Origin of the sequence: Neisseria sp. CCUG12390 (genome assembly GCF_047837985.1) — a bacterium.
Lineage (GTDB): Bacteria > Pseudomonadota > Gammaproteobacteria > Burkholderiales > Neisseriaceae > Neisseria.
In genome coordinates, this window is record NZ_CP181244.1 from 557,367 (window position 1) to 573,226 (window position 15,860).

The 15,860-nt window shown below is 53.5% G+C and carries 12 protein-coding genes and 1 tRNA gene; 11 read left to right on the top strand and 2 right to left on the bottom strand.

The window, feature by feature from the left end; genetic code table 11:
- Nucleotides 1–152: 152 nt before the first annotated feature.
- The 10 genes from ACM67E_RS02620 to ACM67E_RS02665 all read left to right on the top strand — a co-directional run bounded on the left by ACM67E_RS02620 (nucleotide 153) and on the right by ACM67E_RS02665 (nucleotide 12,686).
- Entirely contained in the window at nucleotides 153–1,478 is a 1,326-nt protein-coding gene (locus ACM67E_RS02620; RefSeq protein ID WP_416192721.1) for a nitrous oxide reductase family maturation protein NosD, read from the top strand.
- 233 nt (nucleotides 1,479–1,711) lie between these two features.
- A complete protein-coding gene (locus ACM67E_RS02625) occupies nucleotides 1,712–2,602 on the top strand; it encodes an ABC transporter ATP-binding protein (protein ID WP_416192080.1) in 891 nt (296 codons plus the stop codon).
- Nucleotides 2,599–3,429, top strand: coding sequence for an ABC transporter permease (locus tag ACM67E_RS02630; protein ID WP_416192081.1), 831 nt, complete (start codon nucleotides 2,599–2,601; stop codon nucleotides 3,427–3,429). Before ACM67E_RS02625 ends, ACM67E_RS02630 begins: the two co-directional genes overlap by 4 nt.
- The gene (locus tag ACM67E_RS02635) at nucleotides 3,426–3,923 is read left to right on the top strand and encodes a nitrous oxide reductase accessory protein NosL (protein ID WP_416192082.1); all 498 of its coding nucleotides are present in this window, start codon (nucleotides 3,426–3,428) and stop codon (nucleotides 3,921–3,923) included. The genes ACM67E_RS02630 and ACM67E_RS02635 overlap by 4 nt, the downstream gene beginning before the upstream one ends.
- Before the next feature lie 475 nt (nucleotides 3,924–4,398).
- Complete coding sequence (locus ACM67E_RS02640) at nucleotides 4,399–5,406, top strand: FAD:protein FMN transferase (protein ID WP_416192083.1); 1,008 nt, start codon at nucleotides 4,399–4,401, stop codon at nucleotides 5,404–5,406.
- Nucleotides 5,407–5,764: 358 nt separating this feature from the next.
- Complete coding sequence (locus ACM67E_RS02645) at nucleotides 5,765–6,409, top strand: isochorismatase family protein (protein ID WP_416192084.1); 645 nt, start codon at nucleotides 5,765–5,767, stop codon at nucleotides 6,407–6,409.
- 299 nt (nucleotides 6,410–6,708) lie between these two features.
- Entirely contained in the window at nucleotides 6,709–9,114 is a 2,406-nt protein-coding gene (gene pgaA / locus ACM67E_RS02650) for a poly-beta-1,6 N-acetyl-D-glucosamine export porin PgaA (protein WP_416192085.1), read from the top strand.
- A gap of 70 nt (nucleotides 9,115–9,184) precedes the next feature.
- Nucleotides 9,185–11,062 carry a poly-beta-1,6-N-acetyl-D-glucosamine N-deacetylase PgaB gene (gene pgaB, locus ACM67E_RS02655; RefSeq protein ID WP_416192086.1) on the top strand — a complete coding sequence of 626 codons (1,878 nt, stop codon included), beginning with the start codon at nucleotides 9,185–9,187 and terminating at the stop codon, nucleotides 11,060–11,062.
- Nucleotides 11,063–11,134: 72 nt separating this feature from the next.
- Nucleotides 11,135–12,352 carry a poly-beta-1,6-N-acetyl-D-glucosamine synthase gene (gene pgaC, locus ACM67E_RS02660; protein ID WP_416192087.1) on the top strand — a complete coding sequence of 406 codons (1,218 nt, stop codon included), beginning with the start codon at nucleotides 11,135–11,137 and terminating at the stop codon, nucleotides 12,350–12,352.
- A 10-nt stretch (nucleotides 12,353–12,362) separates the two neighbouring features.
- Nucleotides 12,363–12,686 carry a hypothetical protein gene (locus tag ACM67E_RS02665; protein ID WP_416192088.1) on the top strand — a complete coding sequence of 108 codons (324 nt, stop codon included), beginning with the start codon at nucleotides 12,363–12,365 and terminating at the stop codon, nucleotides 12,684–12,686.
- A 100-nt stretch (nucleotides 12,687–12,786) separates the two neighbouring features.
- Here ACM67E_RS02665 and ACM67E_RS02670 read toward each other — a convergent pair whose 3' ends face one another.
- Nucleotides 12,787–14,124, bottom strand: coding sequence for a sodium-dependent transporter (locus ACM67E_RS02670; RefSeq protein WP_416192089.1), 1,338 nt, complete (start codon nucleotides 14,122–14,124; stop codon nucleotides 12,787–12,789).
- Between the two features lie 316 nt (nucleotides 14,125–14,440).
- On the opposite strand from ACM67E_RS02670, the gene ACM67E_RS02675 reads away from it, so the two are divergent.
- Complete coding sequence (locus ACM67E_RS02675; RefSeq protein WP_416192090.1) at nucleotides 14,441–15,403, top strand: calcium/sodium antiporter; 963 nt, start codon at nucleotides 14,441–14,443, stop codon at nucleotides 15,401–15,403.
- A gap of 123 nt (nucleotides 15,404–15,526) precedes the next feature.
- On the opposite strand, the gene ACM67E_RS02680 is transcribed toward ACM67E_RS02675, so the two are convergent.
- A tRNA-Ile gene (locus ACM67E_RS02680) sits at nucleotides 15,527–15,602 on the bottom strand.
- Nucleotides 15,603–15,860: the final 258 nt, after the last annotated feature.

The following is a 15,860-nucleotide window of genomic DNA, read 5'->3' on the forward strand; positions in this document are numbered from 1 at the left end:
ACAAAGATTCCGGAAGCGGTGGCAGCAAGTGCCCAGTCTACGGCTCAAATGCCGGAAACAAGAGAAAAATATTTTCAGACGGCCTTGAGGGTAATATGCCGTCTGAAAACAAATAAAGAGAAAAAATCATGCACACACGATTCACGCTCAATATGCTGCACGGTTTTGCCGCCGCGCTTTTCTCCGCAATAGGATTTCAGACGGCCTTTGCCGCCGTCATCACCGTTTCCCCGTCGGACAATCTCAACGAAATCATCAGCCAAGCCCAAGCGGGCGATACGCTCAAACTCGCTTCGGGTGTGTACAAAACCAAAATCGTTATCGACAAACCCCTAACCGTGGAAGGGCCTGCCGACCGTTCCGCCGTTATCGAAGGCGACCGCACGGGACGGACGGTGAGCGTGACCGCGCCCGATTCCGTTGTCCGCAATCTTACCGTCCGCGGTTCGGGCATGGATTTGGCGGGCATGGACGCGGGGATTTATCTGGAAGAAACCGCCGCCAATGCCTTGGTGGAAAAAAACGATATTCTGGACAACTCCGTCGGCGTGTACCTGCACGGGCCGAAAGACGCGATGGTGCGTGACAACAAAATCGTCGGCAATGCCGAGCTGCGCGTTAACGAACGCGGCAACGGCGTCACCGTGTGGAACGCGCCCGGCTCGCAAGTGGTCGGTAACGACATCTCCAAAGGCCGCGACGGGATTTTCTCCAACGCCAGCACCTTCAACATCTATAAAGGCAACCGTTTTCACGACGTGCGTTTCGCCGTGCATTACATGTACACCAACGACAGCGAAGTCGTCGACAACATCTCCGTCGGCAACAACATCGCCTACGCCATGATGTTTTCCGACCGCATCAAAGTGCGCGGCAACATCGCCGTCATGAGCCGCGACCAAGGCATCATGCTCAATTACGTCAACCAGTCGGAAGTGCGGGACAACGTGATTTACCATGCCGACAAATGCCTGTTTGCCTACAACGCCAACAACAATAAAATCCTCGGCAACCATTTCGAGCAATGCAAAATCGGCATCCACTTTACCGCCGCCATCGTCGGCACGGAATTGACTGACAATTCGTTTATCAACAACGAAAGCCAAGTCAAATACGTCAGCACGCGCTTTTTGGACTGGTCGGAAGACGGGCGCGGCAATTATTGGAGCGACAACAGCGCGTTCGACCTCGACGGCGACGGCTTCGGCGACAGCGCCTACCGCCCCAACGGCATTACCGACCAAATCATCTGGCGCGCACCGGTGGCACGGCTGCTGATGAACAGTCCGGCGGTCAGCATCGTGAAATGGGCGCAGAGCCAGTTCCCCGCGATTATGCCCGGCGGCGTGGTGGACAGCAAACCGCTGATGCGGCCCCATCAAAACCCGACCATGCCGTTTTACCTGAAAAACAAAACCGCCATGCTCGAAGCCGCCAAACAGACCAAGTCGGCATGGGCAGGACAGGCCAACGAATAAGGTTTTCAGACGGCCTGCCTGACCGCAAAGGCCGTCTGAAAAACACAAGGCGGTGGGGTGGGCACTCGCTGCCCACCTGACAATCGCAGGTGGGGTCATGACCCAACATAATTTGTAGGTATAAAAATTTGTTGGTTTTTTAACCCAAGCTACACTTGCTGCACGAAGATTTTTCAGACGGCCTGCCGAATTCCAAGGCCGTCTGAAAACAAAACACAACACAAGGAAACGCCATGAGCAATCATGTTGAATTGAGAAACGTCACCAAGCAGTTCGGCGGACAGCGTGCGGTCGACAATGTCGATTTGGTGCTGAAAGCCGGCGAAAGCGTGGGCTTGGCCGGACACAACGGCGCGGGCAAATCCACGCTGATGAAGCTGATTCTCGGGCTGATTACGCCGACGCAGGGCGAAGTGATGCTGTTGGGCGAGAAAACCGGTAGCAAAGCCGGTGCGGCGGTGCGCAGCCAAATCGGTTATCTGCCGGAAACCGTCGCGCTGCATCCGTCGATGACGGGCTTGGAAACGCTGGCTTTTTACGCCAAACTGAAAAAGCAGCCGCTGACCAAAAACCAAGAGCTGCTCGAGCGCGTCGGTATTTCCCAGGCGGCCAAACGCCGTGTCGGAACCTATTCCAAAGGGATGCGCCAGCGTTTGGCTTTGGCGCAGGCCTTGTTGGGCGAACCGAAAGTGTTGCTGTTTGACGAGCCGACGACGGGGCTTGACCCCGCTTCGCGGCAGATGTTTTACGAAGTGGTGCGCGAATTGAACGGCAAAGGCGCGACCGTGTTGCTCAGCACCCACGCTTTAGCCGAACTCGACGGCCATGCCGACCGCGTGGTGGTGATGAAAAACGGTGCGAAAGTCGCCGACGGCAGCATGGACGAATTGCACGTTCAAAGCGGGCTGCCGCTGACCGTAACCGTGCGTTTGAAGCAGGGCAAGCCTTTGTCGGCGCGCTGGCAGTCTTCAGACGGCCTCGATTTCCGTGCGCAATGCCAAGCCGGGGAACGCATGGCTCTGTTGGCCGAGTTGGGGGATTTGAATGATTTGGCCTATCTCGACATCCATACGCCGACACTCGATGAAATGTATGCTGAATTTTTGAAAAGGGAAGACGTATGAACCCGATTTGGATTATCACCGGCAAAGAAGTGCGCGACAGCCTGCGCAACCGCTGGGTGCTGGCGGCGGCCTTGCTGCTGGCGGCATTGGCTTTGTCGCTGGGCTTTTTGGGCAGCGCGCCGACCGGTTCGGTCAAAGTCGATCCGCTCACGGTTACGGTGGTCAGCCTTTCCAGCCTGTCGATTTTCCTGATTCCGCTGATTGCCATGCTGCTGGCCTATGATGCGCTCATCGGCGAAATCGAGCGCGGTACGATGGGTTTGCTGTTGAGCTATCCGATTTCGCGCAACCAGATTTTGGCAGGTAAGTTTTTGGGTCACTTGATTATCTTGACCTTGGCCACGACCGCGGGTTACGGCCTGGCCGGTATCGCGCTGCAACTGGCCAACGGCGGCATCGACATCGCCGCATGGAAACCGTTTGCCGCCCTGATTGGTGCCAGCGTGATTTTGGGTGCGGCGTTTTTGGCTTTGGGCTATTTGATCAGCGCGAAAGTGAAAGAACGCGGCACCGCGGCCGGCATCGCCATCGGCGTGTGGCTGTTTTTCGTGGTGATTTTCGACATGGCTTTGCTGGGCGTGTTGGTGGCCGACACGCAGCAGACGCTGACCGCGCCGATGGTGGAAAGCATTTTATTGTTCAACCCGACCGACATCTACCGCCTGCTCAATCTTACCGGCTATGAAAACACCGCCATGTATTCCGGCATGGCCGGCCTGACCGAACAAATCAGCCTGACCTTGCCGGTATTGGTGACCGCGCAAGTGTTGTGGGTCATCATTCCCTTGCTGCTTGCGGCTTGGATTTTTGGAAAGCGACAAATATGAAGACATTTGCCCTGACTGTGTGCACCGCTTTGCTGCTGGCCGCTTGCGGCGCGAAAGAAAACACCGCGCCGCCGCCCGCGCCCGCGCCGATTACCGAACAATCGACCGGCCATTACTGCACCATGAACCTGAGCGAACACGACGGCCCCAAAGCGCAGCTTTACCTCAACGGCAAGCCCGACAAGCCTGTGTGGTTCTCGACCATCCGCCAGATGTTCGGCTACACCAAGCTGCCCGAAGAGCCGAAAGGCATCCATGTGATGTATGTGACCGACATGGGGCAAGTGACCGATTGGGCGAAACCGAACGCCAACGACGCATGGATAGACGCGAAAAAAGCGTGGTACGTCATCGACAGCGGCTTTATCGGCGGCATGGGTTCGGAAGACGCGCTGCCGTTTGCCGACAAAGCGAAAGCGGAGCAGTTTGCCAAAGAGAAGGGCGGCAAAGTCGTGGGCTTTGACGAAATGCCTGAAGAGTATATTTTTAAATAAAATCAGTTGGATTGAGGCCGTCTGAAAAGTAACCTTGTTTTCAGACGGCCTAATGTTTAGAGTCAATTTACTGGCAAGGGATTTCTTTAAAATATATTTCCGAACCTTTCAGACGGCCTGCGTATTTTGATGTTTCTGAAATCTGTTCCTTCCCCTGCGCCTAGCGCGGGGGAAGGTTAGGATGGGGGTGGTACTTCGCAGAAGTATAGTGGATGAAAATAAGAAAACTACAGCGTTGTCTGCGCCTTGCCGTACTATCTGTACTGTCTTCGGCTTGCCGTCTTGTATTTTTCTTATTTTCATCCACTATACATTTTGCTTGGGATTCGGCAGATTGAAATGTTTCTGCCGAAACATCACCCCCCTCCCCAATCCTCCCCCGCGCTAGGCGCAGGAGAGGGGCAGGTTACTGCTGTTTTAAAATTGCCGGTATGGTTTTTAGTCCGCTTAACTTTGATGACATTGTAAAAAATCTATGAACACCCCCTTAACCCGCCGCCGTTTCCTAAGCATCGCCGCTGTTGTCGGCGGGGGTGTCGCTTTGCCGTTTGTGTTGAACAGGCCGTCTGAAAAAACGGATGGCAACGAAGCGCAACCCTTTGTCTGGAAAGGCATTGCGCTGGGTTCGGGGGCAGAGCTGCGTCTGTACGGCGTTGACCGCAAACAGGTCGGTGATTTGGTCAACAAAGTATTGGCGGAAGTGGCGCGTTTGGAAAAGATTTTCAGCCTGTACCGCGACGACAGCGTCATCAGCCGTCTGAACCGCGAAGGCCGTCTGAAACATCCGCCGGCGGATTTGCTGGCGGTTTTGAGTTTGAGTCAGGAGATTCACCGTCTGACGCAGGGCGCGTTCGACCCGAGCATCCAGCCGCTGTGGAATTTTTACGCCGATTATTTCAGACGGCATCCGAATGCGCAGACCCCGCCGCCGCAAAGCGGAATCAGGGAAGTGTTACGGAAAGTCGGTTTTGATAAAGTGGAATTTGACGATACGGAAATCCGCTTTGCAGAACGCGGCATGGGTTTGTCGCTCAACGGCATCGCGCAGGGCTATATTACCGACAAAGTGGTTGAATTGTTAAGGAAAAACGGCGTAGAACAAGCCTTGGCCGATATGGGCGAAATCCGCGGTTTGGACACGCGCCGCGAACGCACATGGCAGGTCGGTATCCGCAATCCGCAAGACGAAACCGCCGTGCTGCAAACCGTACCGCTGCAAAACGAAGCCTTTGCCACTTCCGGCGGTTACGGCACGACGATGGACGAAGCGGGCAGGTTTACCCATTTGTTCGACCCGCGCACGGGTACGAGTACGCCGCGCTACCGCAGCATCAGCGTGATGGCGGAGACTGCGGCGGCAGCTGATGCGTTTTCGACCGCGTTTGCGGTGATGCCGGAAAACGAAATCCGGCGGGCCGCGCAAGTTAAGCGGGCTAAGGTTTGGCTGGTGATGCCGGATAACCGTTTGGAAGTGATTGGATAAACAAGTTTGCAGGCCGTCTGAAAATATTTTCAGACGGCCTTTTTGTGTCTTTTTTACCCATAAGGCATAAAAAATCTTGCCGGAATGTCAGCGTGTGTAAAAAAATCCAAAAATTTTACATATGGTTTAGGTATATGAATTTTATTGGAAATATAGGATTGTTTTGTCGGTTGGAAGCCAACCTTTTCAATATTCACTACATCTATTATTTCATTTCTCAAAATATTCGCTTGCAATATTGCGTTTATCCTAATATTATACCGTTCATCAAATAAAAACCGATTATCCTGTTTAATGACCATTTGTCTATCTGTTCGTTATGGCCGGATTTATCCGATTCCGACATTGGAGAAACATCATGACAACCATCGCTATCGACATTCAACCGCAATACCGGTTTTCCTGCATGGCTGCAAACGAGAAACGCTTCCTGCACCAGCCCGAGAACATCGTTGACGAATTAAACCGTCAGGCGCGTTTGGCGGATAAGCGCGTCTTGATTGAAAACATCGGTTCGACCAGCGGCTTTTTCTGCCAAAGCTGCATCGAAGCCCCTTTAAACCGCAGCGGATCGGTGTTCGGCAAAATGAAAGACCATTGCCGCAGCAACCATCTGTTCGCAGGCCTTCCGTGTCCTGCCGATTACGATCATGCCGTCGAAACCGACGGCGACTACCGCCACGGCGTCTGCTTTCACGATGCCAAAGAATCACGCAGCACCGGTTTGATGGAATGGCTCTACCGCCAGCAGGCGGATACCGTGATTTTGGGCGGACTGGCTACCGAAGAAGCGGTAACCAACACCGCCAAACAGCTGATGTGGTACAACCGGGACTTACACGTCATCGTCAACCTGAGCGCATGTTGCGGCTATACGCCCGAAACCACGCTGACCGCCATCGCAGACATGCGCGATTTGGGCATTACCGTGGCGACGCATTCCGCCGCCATCCCTGCATTGAGCGAATCTTTTTCTCTGAACGCTTTGTTAAAAGTGTCGTAATCTCTTGCTATCACTCCCAGCTGCAAGAGTTTTCTTTAAGGCCGTCTGAAAAGACGGCCTCTTTTTTGTTTCGGTTTTGTTACAGAAACTATTTCAATCATGATGATTTATCCGCTTAATTGAAAATATCGCCGAAAAAAGTTAATCGGTTGAGTATTTATGTGGATACATTAGAATCATCATTCAAAATTATGAAATAAATCTTTGTAATAGTGTTGATATTTCCTGACGACACGAAAGCAAAATCACCGCTTCTTCCATTCGGCGCAGTCCTGCGCTCATTACGACAGCTTTTGAAAATGAATATTATCCGCCCTCTTTCTTTATTGGTGGTTTCGACCGGTATGACGCTGCCGGCCGTGACCTCTGCCCAAACCATCGATGCCGAACGCGAACGTTGGGTTATCCATTCGCGCAGCAGCGAAGCGCAACGCATAGAAGCGGTCGAAGCCTTGCGCAAACTTTACGCGCGAAGCGGTGACAAAGCCGTCCGTGCCGATTTGGTTGCACTGCTGATGCGTGGCGGCCAGTTTCAGCAGGCGTTGGCGGTGTGTACCGCCTGTACGCCGTCTGAAATGGCCGCCGACGAATTGGAAAACCTGGCCAAAGCCGCACGCAATCTGAAGCAGTTCGACCGCTCCGCCGCACTGTACCGTGAATTGAAGACCCGTTTCCCCGAGCAGAAAATCGGTTTTTTAGGCAGTGCCTTGGTTGCGGTTGACCAAAAGAAAACCGAAGAGGCCGCCGCAGGTATTGCGGAATACCGCCGCCGGTTCGGCAATGACGCCGATGCGCAGGCAGCCGACAATTACCTGGGCAGCCTGAGCCGCAGTCACACCGAGCAGCTGAGCGTTTTGGGTAAGGATTTGGACGATAAGGCGGATAAAGACCGCGTGCTGGAGATTTACCGTCTGGCCGCGCAAATGCAGGCTTATCCCGTGCAGGAGCGTCTGCTGGCGCAATTCCCGCAGTATTTCATCAAAGCCGACCATGACTGGGTGCGCAAAAACGAAGCCGCTTCACGCTTGCGTGGTGCGCTGCAGACTCACGACCAGCACCAATTGAAAAAAGCCTATAAAGAACTGACCGCAATTATTAATGCCACTGAGTTCGGCAGCGAATTGCACACCAGCGCGCTGCGCGACCGTCTGGCTGCCTCTACCGCTATCGGCAAGCCCGAAGAAGCAGTAAGCGATTACAAACGCTTGGCCAAACTGGGGCCGCAGCCGCCTTATGTCGAAGAGTCGTATGCCAAAGCATTGCTGGGGGTGGCCAGTCCGAATAAGGCAGTCAGACTGTATCAGGCGGCATCGGATCGCGACATGGCGCAGCACGGCCGTGTCGGTGACGAAATCAACGAAGCCTTAATCAACACTTATTCCGACTTGGGCCATTTCGATAAAGCCCGGGCGCAGATTCCCAACTGGAATACCAACCGTACCAAGCTCGACTTTACCCGTACGGTGGAAATCGACAACCCGTATTACGACAAACAGTATTTCTGGAACGCCCGTCTGGACGCCTGGAGCGGCAACATGAAAAAAGCCATCAAGGAAATGGACGCATGGATTGCCGACCATCCTGCCGACCCTTGGGCGCAAGTACTGCGCGGCGAGTTGGCCTATTGGAACGGTGATGCGGGCGAAGCATTGATGTGGTTTGAACGCTCGAAAGAATTCTTGTCGCCCGAATCGCAAGCGTGGGTCGACAGCAAAATCGCTTCCATGCAGATGGCCGACGGCAATTGGCGCGAAGTCGGTAAAACCGTGCAAAACGTCAGCCGCGACAACCTGACCTATGAAGGGTTTTTCAAAGAATACGATTTGGCACGCGCACCGGCTTTGAGCGTGCGGGCCAATGCCATGAAAGCGACGTCGCCGGCCGAAAAAACCGAGTGGGGTCAAAACGCCACTTTGTACAGCCAACGCAGCAGCAAAGGACACCGTGCCTACATCACCGAGCAGACCACTTACGTTCCCAACTACGGCGATCCGCTGCGGGCAGGGCGTGTCGGTATCGGTGCGGAACTGAGCATGCACCCGGCTACGGTCAACGTGGAAGCCGGCCACGGCTTGGAGCTGGATAAGAAACCTTACGCCAAGGCGGGCGTGAATTACCAGGTCAACAGCCGCCTGAGCCTGAAAGCCGATGCCGCCTACAACAGCGCGAATACGCCGACCAAAGCCCTGAAGCAGGATGTGCATACCAACGAATACACCATCGGCGCCGATTACAATCATTCGGACAAAACCCGTATGGGTGTGGGTGCGGGCGTGATGGATTTTGAAGACGGCAACGTGCGCAAAACCGCCTATGTCTGGCTTTCCAGCAATCTTTACCAATACAACCGCTGGAAACTCTCCAGTTCGCTGTGGGCGGATTACAGCAGCAACAAAGATATTCCCGAAGCCTATTACTACAATCCGAAAAACAGCAAAAGTTTGAGCGGCACTTTATCCTTGGCCTACAACCAACCCTTCGACAACAATGTCAGACTGCAGCAAACCCTGACCGCCGGTCTGGGGCGTTACTGGCAGGCGGATGTGGATGCCGAGAATACCTGGCTGCTCAAATACGGCCACGATTGGCAGCTGGGCAAAAAGCTCAGCGTCAATTATGAATTCGGCCGCCGCCAGGCCATGTACGACGGTGAACCCGAATTCCAGAATTTCGGCAACATCGGCTTGAACGTGAAACTCAAATAAACCCGGTATTTTTCAGACGGCCTCTTGTCCGTGCCGTCTGAAAAATACCCGCAACGACAAAGAAACCGACATGAAACAACGTATCTTATTCCCACTTTTATGCGCCCTCGCGCTGCCTTCCGCATGGGCGGCTGCCGAGGTGAAATACGGCGTGATGTGTTATCACGACGTGATCGACCAAAGCAGGCCTTCCGTTACGGCCAATCTGTCACAGGAAGTGCGTAAAACCTATTTCCCGCAAACGATTACCGTAGAACGTTTGATTGCCCATTTCAACTGGCTGCGCGACAACGGCTACACGCCGGTAAGCTGGCAGCAGATTAAGGCCGCCCGTGCAGGCAAAGGCCAGCTGCCGCCCAAGCCGGTGTTGCTGACTTTTGACGATGGCTACGCCAGCTTTTACACCACCATTTATCCCGTACTCAGAGCGTACAACTATCCGGCTGTTTACGGTTTGGTGACTTCATGGATGGAAACGCCTGCCGACGGCCACATCAATTATGGCGGTGTGAAACTGCCGCGCTCGGCATTCATTACTTGGGAGCAGGTGCGCGAGATGCAGAAAAGCGGCTTGATTGAGATGGCGTCGCATACCCACGATATGCACCACGGCAAAACCGGCAATCCGGGCGGTTCGCAATTTGCCGCCGTGTTCCCCGGCAATTACCGCAACAAAGGTTACGAAACGCCGTCTGAATACCGCGCGCGCATCCGTGACGATTTGAAAAAATCGCGCGACATCATGAAGCAGCGCACCGGCGTGACGCCTGACGTGTTGGTTTGGCCTTACGGACAGTTTACCCAAACCGCCGTCGATATTGCCCGTGAATTGGGTTTCCACGACGACATGACCCTGAAAGACGAAAAGCTCAGCACCATCGGCGCGCAAAGCATCGGCCGCTCGCTGGTTGACCAGGAAACCACCTTCGGCCATCTGAAATCGTATTTGGAAGACAAATATTTCGTGCTGCCCAACGAGCGCGCGGTATACGTCAAACTTGATGATTTATACAACGCCGATCCGGTCAAGCAAAACCAAAATTACGATAAATTAATCCATAGAATGTGGGCGTTGGGTACGAAAACCGTCTATCTGCAGGCGGTGTCCGACGAAAACGGCGACGGCGCAGCCGACAGCGCGTATTTCCCCAACCGCCATTTGAAGCTGAAGGCCGATTTGTTCAGCCAGGTTTCTTGGCAGCTCAATACGCGTGCGAACGTGGAAGTGAAGGCATGGATGCCGATGCTGGCGTTTGACTTGGGTGACGGCTACGAATATCTGACCGATTCGCGCACAGGCCGTCTGAATGCCCATGCGGTGAAACGCCTGTCGCCTTACAACGCGAAAAACCGCCAAGCCGTGAAAGAGATTTACGAAGATTTGGCCTTTAACAGCCGCTTCAAAGGCTTGTCGTTCGGCGACGACGGCTTCATCACCGAATTCGAAGCCGCCGACAAAGGCAACGACGCCGCCAAAACCGATGCCTTGATTGCCTATTCCGACATGCTGAAAAAAGCCGCCCTGCAATACAGCTACAACGGTGTCAACGAAATGAAAACCGCGCGCAGCATTTGGGCCGAAGCGGCGGTGCCGTCTGAAAAACCGGTTCGCTTCGGGCAGGATCTGGCCAAATTTGCGAACCATTACAACCATGTCGTCATTCATACCGCGCCTTATTCGCCGGGTGCGGAGTGGCAGGTGGAGTACGGAACATGGCTGGGCGGTTTGCTGGGCAGTTTGCGCAATACCGATTTGCCGCATGACAAACTGGTGTTCCATATCCCCAACCGCGCCGACGACGGCCGGCAGCTGATGAGTTCGGAAACCTTGGCCGAACGCATCATGCAGGTACGCAAAGCGCGTTTCAAAGGTGCGGCGTTCAGTGATGATTTCGTCGGCAACCGTCCGGATTTGAAAGTCGTGAAACCGGTATTCGGCATTAAATAAATAAAAATGTTCAGACGGCCTCGAATGCCGTCTGAAACCTTACGCTCACAAAATTAAAAAAGACAGTGTGTTATGAATTGGTACGAATATCTCGCGATTTTTGTCATGCTTTATCCGGGCGTGATGGCCGTTTACTGGACCTTGTCGGGCATGATTTATTTCCTGATGTGGGAGCGGCGCGGTGACAAACCTGTTTTTGACGAAACCGCACCGATGGTCAGCGTGTTGATTCCCTGCTACAACGAAGCCGACAATTTGGACGAGTCGATTCCGCATTTGCTGAAGCTCACTTACCCCAATTACGAATTGGTGTTCATCAACGACGGCAGCAAAGACGCGACCTTGGAAATTTTGCGGCGTTGGGAAAAGCATTCGGAACGCATCAAGGTAGTCGACCAGAAAAACGGCGGCAAGGCATCGGCCATGAACAACGGTGCAAAACACGCACGCGGCAAATACATCGTCGGCATCGACGGTGATGCGGTTTTGGATTACCACGCGCTGGAATACATCGTCGAAACGCTGGAGGAGAATCCGGAAGTCGGTGCCGTCACCGGCAATCCGCGCGTGCGCAACCGCAGCACCGTGTTGGGCAAGTTGCAGGTGGCGGAATTCAGCTCGATTATCGGCCTGATCAAACGTTCGCAAAGCCTTGCGGGGACGCTGTTTACCGTGTCCGGCGTGATTATGTGCATCCGCAAAGACGTGTGGCAGCAGATCGGCGGCTGGAGCGAAAACATGATTACCGACGACATCGACATCAGCTGGAAAACCCAAACGTCGGGTTACGAAATCATTTACGAACCACGCGCCCTGTGTTGGGTGCTGATGCCCGAAACCCTGCGCGGACTTTACAAGCAGCGTCTGCGCTGGGCGCAGGGCGGGGCGGAAGTGATTTTAAAATACAGCGGAGAAATCTGGAAGACGAAAAACATCCGATTGTGGCCGCTTTATTTCGAATATTTCGTCACGCTGATTTGGGCTTATTCGCTGCTGGCATTTACGCTTGTCAGTCTTGCCGATATGGCGGTGGGCAACGCCGATTTGACCTTGTTCAAAGTCGGCAGTCTGGCGACATTTATGGCCTTTTTGATGCAGCTTTCGGTCAGCCTCTATATCGACAGCCGCTACGAAGGCAATCTGTTCCGCTACTTTATCAGCTGCATCTGGTATCCGTATGCTTTTTGGCTGATGAACAGCATCACGCTGATTCACGGCTTTCCGAAAGCGGTTTTCCGCGACAAATCACGACAAGCGACTTGGGTCAGCCCCGATCGCGGTATTCAGTAAATGAAAGGAGATGGACATGCATAACCGGGAATTGCGCGATCAGATGGTTATCCGTAAGGCCAAACGCGGCTCGTTGAGTATCACCACTAAAAGTATTATGGCGTTTTTGGTGATTTGGAGTTTGTGGATGTTGACCGCCTATCTGGTGATTGACGACCATCACGCGCTGTTTATGCGCCCGCTGGTCGGCGGTCGGACTTTGTGGGATATTTTCCGCATCGCTTTGGTGATTGTCCTGTCGCAACTGGTCATCCTGCAGGCATGGAGCATTTTGGTGAAATACCGAATGAACCGGAAGCGCAAACAGGAAAATGTTGAAGACGCATTCGGATAGTTTCGGGCTTTGCGTGTTCCGCATAATAAAGGCCGTCTGAAAGAACCAGCTTCTTTCAGACGGCCTTTGGCTTTAAACGGCCAGAGTATCCGCGGCAGGTTTAAATCCAGCCCAAAGTATGCGCAAACACAACGACGATGGCGACGGGTGCCAAGAAGCGCAGCGCGTTGAACCAAAGCTGAATCAGGGCTTTGGGTACGGTACTGCCTTCGCCGATGTCGGCCAAAACCGACTGTTTGTTGCGGATCCAGCCGGTGAAAACCGCCACGCTTAATGCTCCTATCGGCATGATGACGGCGGAAATCATGAAATCCCACAAATCGAAAACGGTCTTCCCGAAAATCTTCCATTCGCCCAATACGCCGAAAGACAAGGCAGACGGAATGCCGACGATAAAAATCGCGATGCCGATTATCCAAGAGCTGCTTTTGCGTTTGCTCTCGTCTTGGCGGATGGCCGCCGCAATCACGGTTTCCAGCATGGAGAATGCCGAAGTCAGCGTGGCAAACACCACCAGCAGCATAAACACGGCAAATAAAGCAGTGCCGAACGGAATCTGCATAAACACCGCCGGCAAAACAATGAAAATCAAACCTGGGCCTTGCGACGGCTCAAAGCCGAAGGCAAACACCGCCGGAAAAATCACTAAGCCCGCCAGCAGCGACACCAACAGGTTCATCCACATGATGCTGTTGCCCGAGCGGAACAAATCCTGTTTCTTACTCAAATAAGCCGCATAGGTAATCATGGTCGATACGCCGATGCTCAAAGCGAAAAACGCCTGCCCCAAAGCCATCAGCATGGTTTGCGGCGTCAAATACGACCAGTCGGGTTTCAAAAGAAACGATACGCCCTGCATGGCGCCCGGCAGCGTCAGCGAGCGGGCAGCCAAAACAATGAACAGTACAAACAGGGCAGGCATCAGGTAGCGGTTGGCTTTCTCAATGCCGTCTGAAACCCCGCCTTTGACCACCCAAATCGTCATCAGCATGAATAATCCCTGATAAAGCAACACGCCCCAAGGATTGGCAATGGTCGCATTGAACAAGGCTTCGAAATCGGCATTCGGCCGGATCTGGCCGGTAAACGCGTGTACGACGTAGTTCAATACCCAGCCGCCGACCACGCTGTAAAACGACAGCAGCACGAAACACGCCGCCACACCCATACGGCCGACCCAAGGCCATTGCGAGCCGGGGGCAAGGGTTTTGAACGCATCGACCGCGTTTTTACCGCTGGTGCGGCCGATATAGAATTCCGCCAACTGCACGGGCAGCGCGACCAAAACCGTAAACAGCAGAAACAATAGAAAAAACACCGCACCGCCGTTGGTGCCGGCGGTATAGGGGAATTTCCAAATCGCCCCCAAACCGATGGCCGAGCCGGCGGCGGAAAGGATAAAGCCCAATTTGGATGACCAAGAAGCAGAAGAATTCATAACGTATCGGCAAATGACAATAATCGCAGATTGTAACAAAGCCGATATGCCGCTTGCAGCGGTTCGCAGCAGTATCGGCAGATTAAGCACGGAAGGTGCGGAGAATAGACGGCATAGGGCGGAAAGAATCAAAATTATTCTGATATTCGGAATAAACGCCAATCAAACCGCCGAAAATAAAAACATTATGCCGTCTGAAACTTAAAACACACCTTGCCGTATCAATTTTCAAGACAGGTCTGAGCACCGTCTTGGAAACGTCGGGAAAGCTGCTACAATAGCTTCCTTTCAAAACACACCAAACATAAGGAATATAATGCTTTACGCCATTATCGCCATCATTGTCGGCCTCGTTTTGCTGGTCTGGAGTGCCGACCGCTTCATCGACGGTGCAGCCGCCACCGCCCGCCATTTCGGTATGTCGCCGCTCTTAATCGGCATGGTTATCGTCGGCTTCGGTACTTCCGCCCCCGAGATGGTCGTCTCCGTCATGTCCGCCGTCGACGGCAGCCCCGGCATCGCCTTGGGCAACGCCTACGGTTCCAACATCACCAACATCGCCCTGATTTTGGGTATTACCGCCCTTATCAGCCCGATTGTGGTGCAGAAACAAATCGTTAAAGTGGAAATCCCGATTTTGCTGGCCGTAACCGCTTTGGCGGCGTACCAACTGTTCGACGGCAATCTGAGCCTGACCGACGGCGTAGTGATGCTTTTGGTTTTGCTGGGCTACATGATTTGGACGGTAAAAACCAACCTCAAAGGTGCGGACAACATCGTCGAAGACATTTCCGACGAACTGGCAAACAGCCACATGCCGCTGAAAAAAGGCCTGTTTTGGCTGGTTGTGGGTTTGGTGATTCTGGTATTGAGTTCGCGCCTGCTGGTGTGGGGCGCGGTTGAAGTGGCGCAAGAAATGGGCGTGAGCGACCTGATTATCGGCTTGACCGTCGTTGCTGTCGGCACGTCGCTGCCCGAGTTGGCGTCCTCTGTCGCCGCCGCGAGAAAAGGAGAACACGACATCGCCATCGGCAACGTCGTCGGTTCCAACCTGTTCAACACATTGGCCGTCGTCGGTTTGGCGACCGTACTGCATCCGATGGAAGCACCACCTGAAATCTTAACCCGCGACATCGCCATCATGTCGGCATTGACCGTGCTGCTGTTCGTCTTCTGCTTGGGCAAAGGCGGCGCAGGTCAGATAGGCCGTCTGAAAGGGCTGATTTTACTCGGCTCGTATGTGGCTTACACCGCGTATCTGATTAGCACGAGTTTTTGATAAGTAATAAAAAAAGAGCAGGGGATACCTTGCTCTTTTTATTTTCAGACGGCCTTGGGTGCCTGAGGCCGTCTGAAAACAAAAAACCGGATATGCAGACAGACATATCCGGTTTTAAAAATATGGTGGGTCCGGTGGGGTTCGAACCCACGACCAAGGGATTATGAGTCCCCTGCTCTAACCCCTGAGCTACAGACCCGTCAGAAGCAGGGGCGTATTGTATCATAATTTAATGACGAAACAAGGTTCAAAATGCGGTGGAGAAGGTTTAGGCCGTCTGAAAACCGTTTTGTTTTCAGACGGCATGGTTTGGAATGGAAAAATACGGCGAACCGATATTTTCAGACGGCCTGAAAGGGCGAAAAAACGCTATAATCAGGCCAATCGTTTTCAGACGGCCTGTTGCTTCGGCAGGCCGTCTGAAACCTGAAAACCCGAGAAAAGGCCGTCTGAACGG

Bases quoted from the DNA above. Each gene is read 5' to 3' on its own strand.
- ACM67E_RS02645 (WP_416192084.1), top strand. From the start codon at position 5,765: ATGACAACCATCGCTATCGACATTCAACCGCAATACCGGTTTTCCTGC.
- ACM67E_RS02640 (WP_416192083.1), top strand. From the start codon at position 4,399: ATGAACACCCCCTTAACCCGCCGCCGTTTCCTAAGCATCGCCGCTGTT.
- ACM67E_RS02670 (WP_416192089.1), bottom strand. From the start codon at position 14,124: ATGAATTCTTCTGCTTCTTGGTCATCCAAATTGGGCTTTATCCTTTCC.
- ACM67E_RS02665 (WP_416192088.1), top strand. From the start codon at position 12,363: ATGGACATGCATAACCGGGAATTGCGCGATCAGATGGTTATCCGTAAG.
- ACM67E_RS02635 (WP_416192082.1), top strand. From the start codon at position 3,426: ATGAAGACATTTGCCCTGACTGTGTGCACCGCTTTGCTGCTGGCCGCT.
- ACM67E_RS02625 (WP_416192080.1), top strand. From the start codon at position 1,712: ATGAGCAATCATGTTGAATTGAGAAACGTCACCAAGCAGTTCGGCGGA.
- ACM67E_RS02620 (WP_416192721.1), top strand. From the start codon at position 153: ATGCTGCACGGTTTTGCCGCCGCGCTTTTCTCCGCAATAGGATTTCAG.
- ACM67E_RS02630 (WP_416192081.1), top strand. From the start codon at position 2,599: ATGAACCCGATTTGGATTATCACCGGCAAAGAAGTGCGCGACAGCCTG.
- pgaA (WP_416192085.1), top strand. From the start codon at position 6,709: ATGAATATTATCCGCCCTCTTTCTTTATTGGTGGTTTCGACCGGTATG.
- ACM67E_RS02675 (WP_416192090.1), top strand. From the start codon at position 14,441: ATGCTTTACGCCATTATCGCCATCATTGTCGGCCTCGTTTTGCTGGTC.
- pgaB (WP_416192086.1), top strand. From the start codon at position 9,185: ATGAAACAACGTATCTTATTCCCACTTTTATGCGCCCTCGCGCTGCCT.
- pgaC (WP_416192087.1), top strand. From the start codon at position 11,135: ATGAATTGGTACGAATATCTCGCGATTTTTGTCATGCTTTATCCGGGC.